Annotated in this window: 8 protein-coding genes; 4 read left to right on the top strand and 4 right to left on the bottom strand. The window is 56.3% G+C overall.

Features of this window, described 5'->3' with window-relative positions:
- Positions 1–67: 67 nt before the first annotated feature.
- From QEH57_RS03800 to QEH57_RS03790, 3 genes are all read left to right on the top strand, one after another.
- Positions 68–805 (top strand): class I SAM-dependent methyltransferase, encoded by a 738-nt coding sequence (locus QEH57_RS03800; protein ID WP_309005352.1) that lies wholly within the window; start codon positions 68–70, stop codon positions 803–805.
- 102 nt (positions 806–907) lie between these two features.
- A complete protein-coding gene (gene ilvC, locus QEH57_RS03795; protein ID WP_309005351.1) occupies positions 908–2392 on the top strand; it encodes a ketol-acid reductoisomerase in 1485 nt (494 codons plus the stop codon).
- Between the two features lie 485 nt (positions 2393–2877).
- The gene (locus QEH57_RS03790; protein WP_309005350.1) at positions 2878–4260 is read left to right on the top strand and encodes a hypothetical protein; all 1383 of its coding nucleotides are present in this window, start codon (positions 2878–2880) and stop codon (positions 4258–4260) included.
- A 136-nt stretch (positions 4261–4396) separates the two neighbouring features.
- Here the strand turns inward: QEH57_RS03790 and QEH57_RS03785 are convergent, their stop codons facing one another.
- Both QEH57_RS03785 and QEH57_RS03780 read right to left on the bottom strand, forming a co-directional pair.
- A complete protein-coding gene (locus tag QEH57_RS03785; RefSeq protein WP_309005349.1) occupies positions 4397–5170 on the bottom strand; it encodes a VPDSG-CTERM sorting domain-containing protein in 774 nt (257 codons plus the stop codon).
- Positions 5171–5513: 343 nt separating this feature from the next.
- Entirely contained in the window at positions 5514–11237 is a 5724-nt protein-coding gene (locus QEH57_RS03780; protein ID WP_309005348.1) for a hypothetical protein, read from the bottom strand.
- A gap of 603 nt (positions 11238–11840) precedes the next feature.
- On the opposite strand from QEH57_RS03780, the gene QEH57_RS03775 reads away from it, so the two are divergent.
- Positions 11841–12002 (top strand): hypothetical protein, encoded by a 162-nt coding sequence (locus tag QEH57_RS03775; RefSeq protein ID WP_309005347.1) that lies wholly within the window; start codon positions 11841–11843, stop codon positions 12000–12002.
- A 93-nt stretch (positions 12003–12095) separates the two neighbouring features.
- Here the strand turns inward: QEH57_RS03775 and QEH57_RS03770 are convergent, their stop codons facing one another.
- Both QEH57_RS03770 and QEH57_RS03765 read right to left on the bottom strand, forming a co-directional pair.
- Positions 12096–13079: an MDR family oxidoreductase gene (locus QEH57_RS03770; protein WP_309005346.1), complete on the bottom strand. Its 984-nt coding sequence runs from the start codon at positions 13077–13079 to the stop codon at positions 12096–12098.
- A gap of 3 nt (positions 13080–13082) precedes the next feature.
- Positions 13083–13730 carry a TetR/AcrR family transcriptional regulator gene (locus tag QEH57_RS03765; RefSeq protein WP_309005345.1) on the bottom strand — a complete coding sequence of 216 codons (648 nt, stop codon included), beginning with the start codon at positions 13728–13730 and terminating at the stop codon, positions 13083–13085.
- Positions 13731–13780 lie beyond the last annotated feature (50 nt).

The raw sequence follows: 13780 nt of genomic DNA, 5'->3' as shown, positions 1-13780 counted from the left end.
TGGAAACCGCGTAATAAGGTCGCTTTGCGGTGTTTGATCAATCTTTTTATCGGAAAATTTTTGGTAAATGGATGTAGAAAGAGTTCGGGGTTATTTCAACGAGGCGGGTACAGTGCAACACTATGCTAAGGCTGTGGCCAACGTGGGACTGTGGGAGTCTGAGAAGCTGTTGTTCAACAAGTACTTCGTCCGCAAAGAAAATTTGCTGGATTTGGGCTGCGGTGCGGGCCGAGCTAGCATTGGGCTCTGGGAAGAGGGCTTCGAGAGCGTGCTGGGCACGGATCTGGCGGAGTCGATGGTGCAAGAGTCTCGCGAGATCGCGGAGTGCTTGGGGTGTCCGTTTCGCTTCCAGCGGGAGGATGCCACGGCTTTGAGCTTTGCAGAGGGCAGCTTCGATGGGGCGGTTTTTGCCTTCAACGGCTTGATGCAGATTCCCGGTCGGGAGATGAGGCGGACGGCCTTGCGCGAGGTTTGCAGGGTGCTTCGGCCCGGGGGCGTGTTTATCTTTTCCACTTTGGATCGGGAGGATCGCTTGTATTCCAAGGTGTTCGCGGTGGCGGACGATCCGGAGCACGACCTCAGTCAGAACGACCAGTTGGTGGACTTTGGGGATCGGCACTTCGAGACGGAGCATGGGACGACTTTCATGCACGTGCCCTTGCGGAGCGACGTGGTGGAGGACTTGGAGTTGGCTGGGTTCGAGGTCGTGGAGGACGCGATGCGCAGCGAGTTGGCCCGCGAATCCGCGGCGGTGCTCGATTTTTCGGAGGACTGCCGCATGTGGGTTGCGCGAAAACCGAGCTGAGGGTTGCGGCTTGCGTCTATATATTAGAGCGCGAAAAAGCGCTTTACCCGAGGGGAGAGGGCCGCATAGTGCTCGCTTTTCCAATTTTAGACCACGCTAACCATGAGCAGAAAAAACTACTTCAACACACTGACTTTGGCCCAAAAGCTGGAGCAACTCGGCCGTTGCCGTTTCATGAATTCCTCCGAGTTTAACGGAGTCGAAGCACTCAAGGGCAAGAAAGTGGTCATCGTTGGCTGTGGCGCTCAGGGCTTGAACCAGGGCCTCAACATGCGCGACTCCGGTCTCGACGTGAGCTACACGCTCCGCGCGGAAGCGATCGAGCAAAAGCGTCAGTCTTGGAAGAACGCGACCGAGAACGGTTTCGCCGTCGGTACTTACGAAGAGATGCTTCCTTCTGCGGATCTAGTGCTTAACCTCACTCCGGACAAGCAGCACACCGCGGTTATCAATGCAGTGCAGCCGCTCATGAAGAAGGGCGCGACGCTGGCTTACTCGCACGGTTTCAATATCGTGGAAGAAGGCATGGAAATCCGCAAGGACCTCACTGTGATCATGGTTGCTCCTAAGAGCCCCGGTACTGAGGTGCGCGAAGAGTACAAGCGCGGTTTCGGCGTTCCGACGCTCCTCGCGGTCCACACCGAAAACGATCCGGAAGGCAAGGGTTGGGACATCGCCAAGGCCTACGCTTGCGCCACGGGCGGCGATCGCGCCGGCTGTCTCGAGTCCAGCTTCATCGCCGAAGTGAAGTCCGATCTCATGGGCGAGCAGACCATTCTCTGCGGCCTTCTGCAGGCTGGTTCTCTCCTCGCTTACGACAAGATGATCGAAGAGGGCATCGAAGAGGGTTGGGCCTCCAAGTTCGTTCAGCACTCCTTCGATACGATTTGCGAAGCGCTCAAGCACGGCGGCATCACCAACATGATGGATCGCCTGAGCAACCCAGCCAAGCTCAAGGCCTTTGAGCTCTCCGAGCAGTTGAAGGATATCATGCGCGATCTCTTCGACAAGCACCAGGAGGACATTATGTCCGGCGCCTTCTCTAGCGGGATGATGGCCGACTGGGACAATGACGACAAGGATCTGCTCGCTTGGCGCGAAGCGACCAATGAAACCGCTTTCGAAAAGTCGACCGCGGGCGATGTTGAAATTTCCGAGCAGGAGTACTTCGACAAGGGCATTCTCATGGTGGCTTTCGTTCGCGCTGGCGTAGAGCTCGCGTTCGAGTCCATGACCAACGCTGGCATCAAGGCCGAGTCTGCTTACTACGAGTCTCTCCACGAAACTCCGCTCATCGCTAACACGATCGGCCGCAAGAAGCTCTACGAGATGAACAAGGTTATCTCCGATACGGCTGAATACGGTTGCTACCTCTTCTCCAACGCTGCGATTCCACTTCTCGGCGATTTCATGAAGGGCATCAAGACCGACGTGATCGGCAAGGGCCTCGAGTGCGGCTGCAACGCGGTCGACAACCAGGAGCTCGTCGCGGCCAACGCCAAGATTCGCAGCCACGGCGTAGAAAAGATCGGCGCTGTGCTTCGCGGCTACATGGGCTCGATGAAGAAGATCGCCGTCGGCGGATAAGCTTTTATCAGGTGTAGTTGAAATTTAAAGACGCCCCGTTCGAAAGAGCGGGGCGTTTTTTCGTCTCTCGTTTTGTACGTGCTTTCCGAGTAAGTTCCGGCTAGGTTTTCCGAAAGCCACTGCTCATTATGAAAGTTACGATCCACTTCTGCCTTGTTTTGATTTTTAGTTTCATTCTGTCCGGTTGTTCAAGCCGTGACGAATTCGTGCCGAAGGGCATGGGGCCTTTGGAACCTTTTCTTTTAACTGGAAGCCAAGACGGATGGAGCGGCGCTCTGGCGGATGGGGTTTACACAATTGAAAACGCTGCCGAGCCGGGAGCCATCAAGTATTTCTACACTGGGACGGACGATGCTCAGGTTGGTAGCCGAGAGATTTCCGTGTTTGTGGATACGTCGCTAGCGGAGCCCGATGCTCGAGCGGGACTGCTATACGGCTACCAATCCTCGCCGCGGGGGTACTACGCGTTCGTGGTGGGAAATGGAATGTTCGACGTTTTCAAGCGTGATGACTCCGGATTTACGAAAACGTTGTCGAGCAGCTTTGAAGGGAGCGGCGACGGGTTTGAACGGATCACGCTTAGGGAGGACGGTTCCTCCGTATCCGTCAGTGTGAACGGTCGGGAGGTTTCGAGCTTGGGGTCAAGTCGCATGGGCAAGGGGTCGGTCGGCATCGTTGTCGTCGGGGCGGGGACCTTCAAATTCGCCAATTACAGCGAAGGCGGCGAAGAGCGGATAGGCACGGAAACAACAGCGTCCAATGAGAGGGAGGCGAATCGCGATTTGGGCCCGGCGCAGCGATTCAAGGATCAGGCCGTTTACGATGTGAGTCGCAAGAATTTACCCGCTTACCATGTGTTGGTGCCTGAGGGATGGAAACTGGAGGGCAAGTTCGAGCATATCCCGGCGTTCAAAGAGCTCCCTTACTTCGGATCGATTGAGGTCAAGGCCCCGGATGGGCGCTCTTTTAGTTTCCTGCCGTTCGCGGAATTCACATATACGGACTACGCCCAGCTCGGTTTTATGCAACCGTATGAGGGACGTCCTGCTTTTAGACAGCCTTCGAGCGTTGGGGAGGTGATAAAGGTGCTCGCTCAATCCGATCCGGAACAGCGGATAAGCGATATGCGAATCATATCGGAGGAAACCGTACCGGAGCTTACCCAGCTCGCGCAACGCAATGCCTCGGCGACAATTCAACAGGTTCAGGCCGCCAATCAACGCAGCGGCGGAGTCGGCGAGCGTCAAAGCTACGCGGTAGAGGCCCGCAAGATCGTCGTTCAGTACACCGAAAATGGGAAACGAGTCGAATCCACAACCTTTGCCACCGTATCCAATTATTCATATATCGACTTCAATGGCGCTACTCGAATCGCGAAGTGGAATCTCAACAATGTCGCCTCGCTGGTGGGTCCCGTTGGAAGCAATTTTTTGGAAGATCCTGAGCTTGCAGCGGTTGCTCGCTCCCTCCGAATCAACCCGGATTGGGCGTACGCGATCGACCAGTGGTATGCGGGGCGTCGGCAGATCATCTTTAAGGAAGGCATGGCGAAAGCGGCCGCAGCCAGCCGGAACTGGCAAAATACGCGGGCCACTCAGTCGGAGGATGTGCTTGATATTAGTTTCAATGGCTGGAAATCGCGTAACGCTTCGAGTGATCGGACGCAAAGCATGTCGGTGAACAGTATCCATGAGCGAACTACATACGGGACGCCGTCAGGCGGCTCGATCAATCTGCCTAGTTATTACCAGAACGCGTACACGGATGGTCAAGGCAACTACATCTTGCACAACGATGCACTATACAATCTCAACACAGACCCGAATTTGAACGCCCGGGACTGGACGCAGATCGAGCCGGTGAGGTGAGGTGCATACCGATGAGATTGCTGAGGGAGTGGGCCGGGACTGTTTGTCGTCTCGTGGGGGCCTCTTCGCTCTATAGGGGAGCGGCTCGCGTTGACCGCAGGTGGACCGTTGGTTTGAGCTTCTTATTTGGGCAGGCCTATTTATTTAACATCTTTCGGCGCAGCCCAAAGAGAAGAGCGGATGCGGAGAGTAGCAGCACGAACGTGGAACCGGCGTCTGGTACCGTATCTAGGCGCACGTCGTCAATGTTGACGTTGAAGGGACCGCTTTCGGCCGCCGCTTCGAATTGCAGTTTTACGGACTCTCCAGCGTAAGCGGACAGCGTGGAGGCGACATCGAAGGAGCGAGGGTGGGGGCCGAGCTGGATCGTATCGTCGCCTGGGTCCGTGCTGAATACCGTCGCGATTAGGAGATCGGCACTGTTGTAGAAGGAAACTCGGAATTCTTGACCGGGATCGTCGAAGCTCCCTCCGAAGTTTTGAATCCGATCGCTCCAAGACAAGGCTAGCTGCGCGATGTCGGTTGGAAGCTCGACCATCTGCGAGAGAATGCTAATGCTAGGACCACCCTGTATAGAGAAGGCATCAAAGAGTCCGTTGATTGGGGCTGTTTGCGTAGCGGGTCCCCCAAAATCGTTCGAATCGTCGTTAATAACAAAACTAATACCATCTCCTGACGACCAGCCGACGAGGGTGCCGGTTTCGAAGTTGCCGTTGGTGATGAGGTTGATGGCGTTTGCTTGTGTCGAAGCCAAGCCGACGGTGAATGTGATCGTTGAGACGAATTTTAAGAAAGGGTTCAGGTGCATGAGGATGTATGGGTTGGTTTTTTGGAAATCCCCGTGAATGAGTTTCGATCTAGGGGGATCTTCCGCTGCTTTACGGGGCATTACCTCACGAGCTGGAAACATGCTGGACTTAGCGACTTTCAGAATGAGTGGGATAGCTAGGGGAAGGAAGACGCTGTGATTTCACTGAGCTCGAAGTGGCCGCTGGTGAAAGTGTAACGTATTTTTACAAATATACAGATAATAGCCTGTTCATCGTGCGGGGCGTGGCGTCGACGAGTTCCTATTCGAAGAGGCGGAATAGAGGGGACCGTTGCCTGGAGCGGCCCTGCGTCACGGATTGTGATTGGCTGGTCGCGACGCAAGGTCGCTTCCCACAGAAGAATCGCGGATTAGACTTCTACTTGGAACTTATCACATCACGTCTGAGGTCATTGCCAGCCCAGCTCCGCGATACCTTGGTATTTCAGTGAAGAGGTGTAATTCGGAAGCTTTCGGGATCTTCGCCCAGTTCGTCCGCGGGGATTGCTATCGATGTGACGGACGTGCCGGAGGTAACCACAGCTACTTGCTTCCAAACGCCGGGAGCCGATGGGAGGACGCTTTCGATTCTGTATCTGAAATTCGGTACGGAAGTGAACTGGAGGATGTGTCGTTCGTTGAGTTCGTCGTAGGTTTGCGATAGGATTCTGAGATTTGAGTCTGAGTCGAGCGGGTCGGTACCGTTGTAAATTTCGATACCGTCACTTGTTCCGTCGCCATCTGTATCCTTTGAGTCAATACTCGTGCCGAGGCCTTGCTCTTCTCTGGCACTCAAACCGTCTCCGTCGCTATCGTCTGTGGCGGCGATGGTCATGCGGTAGAATACCGAGCCGGATGCGGACGGGGTGAGCGGCAAGTCAAGGGTGCCGATTTCCGAGCTTGGAGAGGTGCCGATGTAGGTTGCCCATGAGTCAGGCGCGAGATCTGGTGAGGATTCGACCGAGTAGTGGTAGTTGGGCGTGGCGTCCCAGCTGAAGGTAAGGGCGTCGCGACTGTCGGCTAGTGAGAATGCGTTGAGCTTGAACTCGGCGAACGAGAGCGGGTCTTCGTCCTGGGCTATTTCGTCGCCGTCGCTTTTGCCGTCTCGATCGCTGTCGAAGGCGTCGGGGTTGGTGCCGTAGCCTATTTCCTCGATTCCGGTAAGACCGTCCCCGTCGCGGTCGGTATTATCCGGGCCTAAGGTCGCGATAGTGACGCCGGTCGGGTGTTCGAACACGGCACCGGCGGCGAGAGTGAAAGGAGATAGCGTGCGGAGCGTGGCAAATTCCTCTTCCTCGGTTCCGGGCGCGATGACGATGCGGTCACCCGCTTTGAAGAAGCTCCCCTTCGCTTGGAGTTCTTCTAGTGATGCGATTTCGAATACACTTGCCCCTCGCTCGATGGGAGAGGTGGCGAAAGTCATCGGCAGCATATCGAGAATTCCGGGGTCTCCCAGAGCGATGGCTTCCGCGCCGGTGACGAAGCTCCATCCGGTTCCCTCGGTCCACACCATCGGTTCGAGGAACCCGGTTTCAGGATTATTGGAAACTTGTAGGAGAGGCGGCGCGTTTTCGTTGAGCGGTTTCGGAGCGCTGTCTGAAAGGAGACTCAGGGTGCTGCTTCCGTCGTCCGGGCGGGCGTAGGTTTCGCTCCCGTCTTCGACTCCTGAGGATTCTGCGACTCGAGTGGAAAGGTAGAATGCCAGCCGCTTGAGCGTGGCGAGGTGGGTTTCCTTGATGATCTGAGGGCGGAAGCGATTGACGAAATCGAGGTTGATCCGGGAGTTGATCTGGGCTCCTGCCATGACGACGTATTCGCCCGTCACGTCGGGGCGGCGGGTCACGATCGTCTTTCCTTTTTCAAGTATGATTTTGCCGTCGGACAATTTGAGCCGGGGGAGTTTTCGAATCTTTTCTCGGACCGGTAGGAATTTGTGGTTCGCGCCCTCCATGATGGAAAGCGACTTGACGAAAAAGGCGGCGGTTGGCGTTTGGTCACCGAAGGGAGATATGGTGCAAAGGGCTTCGGCTCCTACTTCTCCGAATGTATTTCCGTCGAGGTATTTTTTGCGGGCTTTGTCGATAAAGAAGGTGAAGCTCTCGCCGTGCTGCATGTCCACTGCTTCGGCTAACTGCTTGTATACGGTTAATCTTCGGTCGGCGTCTAGGATCATGCTGCCGTTGGGTTCGAGGATCGCCATGAAATCAACGTCGCCGGAGACGGGCTTGAAATTGCCGCCGTTCGAGTCGCTCATGTCGAGTGTCCAGCGTTTGCGTCGTTCGCCTCCGGCTGGATCGATCACGTCGCCGTCGAGGGTTGTTTTGACTTTTCGTTTTTGTTTAGCAGCGATGTCTGGGATGCGGTCGCGCTCCTTCTTTAGGCCGAACTGGAGATCCGCTTCGAAATTGGTTGGTATTTCGATGGTGGATACTCCTTCAGGGTTTAGCTTCAATTCGGGAGCGAGATCAGCCCACTCTTCGGTTCTGGTTTTTAGGCGACTGCGGACTTCTCCGAAAAGGACGTCGTTTTGAGTGAGTTCTGGATACTGCTTGACCATCGTGTCCATGTATTGGTCGAGGGCGGTTTCCAGTTCGGGACCGGTTTTATTGATGAGCGCTTTTGGCGGTTCGATGATTTCGAGGATGGCTTGGGATTCGATCGGGTAATTGAGGTACTTGATATCGATCTCGTTGACGGTTTTGAACTTCAGTCTCTGGGGTTTTGGCCAAGCGAGCTTTCGAGCTAGCAGGTCGCGGGCGAGCGCAGAGCGTGAGCGGAAGGACAGCATCACTTGATTATCGGAAGCGATCTTTTTGAGGGCCTTGAGCTGGTCGGAGTCGATCCCGAATATTTCGAGGAGGTTGCGGTTCGAAAGGCGGTCTCCGGCGAGTAGAGCGGAGGATAGATCCGTTATTCCGGGGTTGGCTTTAGCGGCTGCGAGACGTTGATTGATCGACTGGTTTTGGCGGACGAAATCCGACTTTCTTTGGGCAGCAATCACGTCGTTCACGACTCTTGCTTCGGCGACTTTAGCGGAACGCAAGAGCCGCTGGTAGGTCATGCCCATGGCGAGTGGCTCGAGAAGCAAGTCTGGATTTGCTCCCAGAAAACGGCCCATCTGGAATTGTACTTCTTCCAGGTCACCGGCGAAGGCGGCATCGAAGAATCCAGACATTGCGTCGCCGCTTTGATTGACAAAGGCATCGAAGGCCATCGGCACATTGTCCAAGCCTTCGCCCACCATGACCTTAAGGTTCACGAGCTCGACGTATTTATCGTAGCTTGCTTGGTACAGTTCCTTGCGGGCATCGGGGTCGCCCATCGCGGCGTCGAAGAGATTTTTCGCCACGAGCATTTCATAGGCAATGATTCCGCGGTAGAGGTTGGCGTTTCCGTCAGCAACTGAGAAGAGGAACTGGCCGAGTCCGTAGATGCCCTTGGTGAAGTCGAGGGTGCCTTCTTCGATGCCGCATAGGAAAGGCGAAATGCCGAGAGCGGCGCATTCCTGCCGGCGTTGATCTTCGTCGCTCAAGAGGGGGCGGTTCGGAGCTAGGGTGACTTCGAACTCGTCACTCCAAGCGGGATCGACCACTGCTTGCCCGTCCGCTGAGGTGATTGTGTCGTCTTCGTTTACGAGCCAGGTCCTGATACCGTAGCGAGCGGTTCCGCTTGTTTCGGCCACTGCTGGGAAGGAGATGAAGACGGAATCGATATCGATTCGCTTACCGTCGCCTTCACCCGGCAATTCGAAGATTTCATAGTAGTCGGGGAAGCCGTCTGGCGAGGCGTCTCTTTTTTTCGCGAAGCCGCCACCAAGATTCCCGTCCTGTATCGGATACATCATTACGAGGATGTCTCGCGGCGCGTTTCCTTCGTCGCCGGATACGTTCTCAAGAAATCCTTGGACCCGCACGACTTGTCCGGAAAGGTAGTTGACTCTCCCATCTTTGGGGCGGATGCCCCATTTCAGGAGCGGCTTGTCGATAATGTCGATTTTTTGCTCAGGCGCGATGCGAAGGTCGAGGTCCGGGTGCGTATCGTTGCCAAGCACTCGGCCGAGTATGAGAGGGTTGAATTCCAGATTTGCAGAATCGTCCACTAGGGGATCGGCGTTTGCGTCGTAGGCTTCGAAGACCCAGGCGAAGGTGGCGGTTCCTTCTTCGAGCAAAGTGAGATCCGGCTCGTCCCTGTTGTCGCTGCTTATGGTCAAATCATCTTCGAACCCACCGTGGGAGTAGTAGCGAACAGGGAAGAGAGGGACGCCGAGGTTATCCGTATCCGTACTTTGGATAAGGGAAAGGATGTCGTTGACGCCTGGAATCGAGATCCTATCGATCGTATCCTTACTTTTGTTGGTAAGCTTCATCTCCACTTCCAGTAGATTGCGGAAGGGCTCGGGGTCGTTGGTCGTTCCGGTGAAGTAGGCGACGGCGGTATCGTTCGCTATGTCTTCGCGGCGCTTTTTTTGTACCTCTTTCGAACGTTCGCCCCAATCCTCTTCTGAAACTTGGTTCAATGCCCACTGTTCCTTTACGACAGTGAACTCGACTTCTATGGGTTCGATGAGTGCGTCGAGGTTTGCCGTCACGGTTTGCACGTCGCCGGAAGCTGAGGTGACCTTTACCTCCGAGTAGAGTGGGGTCACGCCGTTTTTCGTTGGCACGACCGGAATCATGAAGGTCCACTCCGAGTTGCTGGCAGACAGCTCGAAGGGTGGCTCCGCGGCGAAGTCTTGCCCGTCGGGCAAATCCAGATCTTCCTCGGATTGGTAGAATTCGAAAAACTCGTTTTCTAGCTCGAGAGGGCCGCGCAGGAATTCATAGGTGGCAGGTTCAGTGAGCGTGTGCTGCAGCTTGACTGAGACGGTATAGGTATCGTCGATTTTCAGAATCGGGTCGGAGGGATCGACGGTGATCGAGAGCGGGGAAGGGCTCATGATCCGAGTTTGCGTCTGGTTTACGCCCACGAGGATCTGACCCGCGTCATTGATGTCGATCGAGCTCGTGATCTGAAGTGATGAGTCGGGATTTAGGTCGGTTAAGCTTCTGAGCGTGCCTGCGTCCCACATCCTTAGCGAAAGCTTGTCTCCACCTGGAAAATACACCGGAAAGATCACTTGTCCGCGATTGTTGATACGCACGTCGCGCAGCAGGAAGCGACCTCGCCAATCCCGCTGGCTGCGCCAGCCAGACTCTGACCCATCAGTCTGCTCGTAAATGATGTGGGTGCCCGCTTGTAGACCGTAGTTGGGCGCAGGCAAATAGATCCAAAATTGGTTTCGAAATCCGTTCCCCGCGACCCCTACGACTTCGCCGCGTTCGTTTATGTCTGAAGCCCCGCGGATGGATTTGTAGCCGAGGAACGGGTCGGGGATGATTTTGGTCGTCCCGCTCGGTATGTCGTAGGTGAACGAAAGGCCCTCCGGTGCGTAGTTGAAGGAAGCATCAGGCCCCTCTTTCCAGCCTGTCCCGCAGGCGAGGCCTGCTTCGTTGACTCCGGTGAGGATCGCTTCGTTGTCGTAGATGATATCATAAGGGAATTCCTCTTGTTGCGCGAAACCGTATTGGCCTTCGGGGTGCGGCACTTCGGTGATCGTTCCGGAGGGGCTGATGGCGAGGGCGACGGAGGTGACTTTGTAGAAATTTTCCTGCCCGCTTCCTTGGCCTAGGCCGGTCTTGTCGCGGTAGCCTACGACGTAGCCGGACTCGCTCCGGTCCATGAACCAGGAGGACCGCGAGCTCGGGTCGAGTCGGGTTAAGGTCTGTGTCGCTTCGTCGAAAATGCTACCGCCGGTCTCGTATTGGTCGTCGATGGGATTGTTGAAGTTACAGTGCTGAATGAGTAGCTTGCGGTCGCTGCTCATCCGTACACTCCAACCCTGCGGCCAAGTGGCAGGCGAAAGGGCCGTCGTTATGTCATACTCTTCTCTTCCGAAAGACTTGAGATCGTTCCCGTACTTCAGCTGGGCCTCGCTGAAGGGAGGGCCGCCGTTTATCGATACGTTGATGTCTGCCCCACCGAGCTCTCCCGCGGCATTTATCTCCTCCCAGAAACCATTGTATTGGCGGCTGATCGAATAAGCGGGAGCTTGAGCGAGCGCTTGAGCGGTGGTTGCTGCGAATGCAAGTACGAGGGCTGCCGCACGAAGTCGTTGGAAGTAGTGGCACATAGTTGTTTTCAATTGGAGCCTTGCTTGATTCGGCAGGACTGGCACCTCCGGGACGAGGATCTGAGTTTCCGCTGTAGAGAAGCCTAGGTGGCTTCGCAGTGCATCGACGACCGATGCTCAGGGTCTGGCGTCGAGACGTGGGGTCGCCGGCCGTCGCTGTGGATCAAGTACTTGGGCTGGGTTTTTGGTGGATCAAGCAGGGCGGACTATTTTTCGACGCCCTTATCGAGACTGGTGATGTATGTTGGGCGATAGACATTTTGATTTTTTCAGAAAGTTCCGGAGAGCGATATGTCGGGAAGCTCTACGAACTTTGAATCGACGTTACCGTGTGCGGTACGCGAATACCTTAGTATTAATTTATAAGGCTGGGCGTCAAGGCGGTTGCGTTGGGTTCGATTTGTTTGAACAGTAGGGCGAATTTTTGCTGGGAAAAACGCGTCCCTCCGAAGGCCGGGGAATTTTCACGGAACCATCTCGTTGGGGTGAGACAGCCTGTAATAGCGTTTTGCTGCAGGCTCCATAGCAGTTGCGGTTTGCATCGAGGCGATGCAATCCGAAATCTTTCCGCCGCTGTGCTGCGGGGGGGGGAAGAGGGGGCGGATGAAGAAATGCTCGACACTGCCGAGCATCAGAACGGTCGCGGTCGACAACCAGGAGCTCGTCGCGGCCAACGCCAAGATCCGCAGCCACGGCGTAGAAAAGATCGGCGCTGTGCTTCGCGGCTACATGGGCTCGATGAAGAAGATCGCCGTCGGCGGATAAGTTTTTATCAGGTGTAGTTGAAATTTAAAGACGCCCCGTTCGAAAGAGCGGGGCGTTTTTTCGTTTGAGAATGGTGGGCGGAGCGGTTTGCCTCTATGTGGAGACGGGGACGACGATTCGGCCGCGTATCTTGCCGGCGAGCATGTTTTCGGCGGATGCTATGAGTTGGTCGAAGGAGACCTCGTTGATCATGCTTTCGAGCTTCCTTAAATCCAGCTCGCGAGCCAGCTGTCTCCAGGCGAGCACGCGTTTGAGACGATCGCAGTAGACGCTGTCGACCCCGGCTAGTGTGACGCCTCGCAGGATGAAGGGAGCGACGGTGGCGGGCAGGTCCATGCCGCCTGCGAGTCCGCAGGCCGCGACGGTGCCGCCGTACTTGATGCCGGCGAGCACGTTGGCGAGAACGGTGCCGCCGACGACATCGATTGCCGCGGCCCAGGTTTCTTTGGCGAGGGGGCGGCCGGGCGCGTTGAGGCTGTCGCGGTCGATGATTTGGGCGGCTCCAAGCTTGTTGAGGTAGGAGGCTTCATCGGGCCGCCCGGTTACAGCGGAGACGGAGTAGCCGCGCCCGGCGAGCAGGGAGGTCGCGACGCTGCCCACGCCTCCGGCGGCGCCGGTCACTAGGATATCGCCGCTGTCGGGCGTTATGCCGTGGCTTTCCAGGGCCATGATGCAGAGCATCGCGGTGAAGCCGGCGGTGCCGATGCACATCGCTTGTCGCAGGTTTAGCTGGTCGGGGAGGCTGACCAGCCATTCTCCGTTTACGCGGGCTTTCTGGGCCATGCCGCCCCAGTGCTTTTCGCCCATCCCCCAGCCGGTCATGATGACGTGGTCTCCCGGCTTGAAGGACCCGTTTTTGCTTTCCAGGACCGTACCCGAAAAGTCGATACCGGGCACCATGGGGAACTTGCGGATGATGGGCGACTTGCCGGTGAGGGCGAGGGCGTCCTTGTAGTTGAGAGTGGTCCAGGCGACTTCTACGAGTACGTCGCCTTCTGGCAGGTCTGCTTCGTCGAGTTGGGTTTGGCGGACGCTTTGTTTATCGCCCGTTTTGTCTATAAGGATTCCTTTGAACATGGTTTATTGGTTTTCTGCTTCGCTTTCGAGAAGGGTGAAGAAACCTTTTGCGAAGGTTTCCAGGGGGGCGGGGCTGCGGTCGAGTTTGGCTCGCAGGACGGCTCCTTCCCAGCCGATCCAGAAGAAGGCGGCGAGTTCCTGGGGCGCGTGTTTGGGGCCGATTTCGCCGAGCGATTGGGCTTGGGCCAGGCAGGCTGCGGTGCGGTCTTGCCAGTCTTTGAAGGTGCTTTGCAGGCGTTCGCGAAAGGGGGCGGGGAGGGCTCCTGTTTCCTGCCCCAGGTTTCCTGCGAGGCAGCCGCGTTTGAAGTCGTGCTTGGCCATGCCGGCTGAGGCTTCGTCGACGAAGCGGCGCAGCCGGTCCAGGGGGCTTAAGGTTTCGTCTTGGAAGCAGCGATCGAGCTTGGCTGAAAAGTAGCTTTGGTAGGCATCGATCAAGGCGGCTCCGAAGTCTTCCTTGCTGCGGAAGTAGTGGTAGAAGCATCCCTTGGGAACGCCGGCTTCGAGTATGATTTCGTTTACGCCAGCCGAGGAATAACCGCGCTCGGTCAGGTGGGCGAGGCCGGTGCGTATCAGCTTTTGTCGGGCTGCGGCATCGTCGGGCGCTTTGGGTGGCCGACCGCGGCGGGGCTTGGTTTCTTGAGCGTTTTCCATTTAAATAGACTGTAAGGTCTAGAAATAAGCTCGGGTTGTCAAGGTCGCCG

This window comes from Pelagicoccus sp. SDUM812005 (genome assembly GCF_031127875.1).
Classification (GTDB): domain Bacteria; phylum Verrucomicrobiota; class Verrucomicrobiia; order Opitutales; family Opitutaceae; genus Pelagicoccus.
The sequence above is the reverse complement of the archived record's forward strand: the minus strand, read 5'-3'. Positions and strand labels throughout refer to the sequence as shown.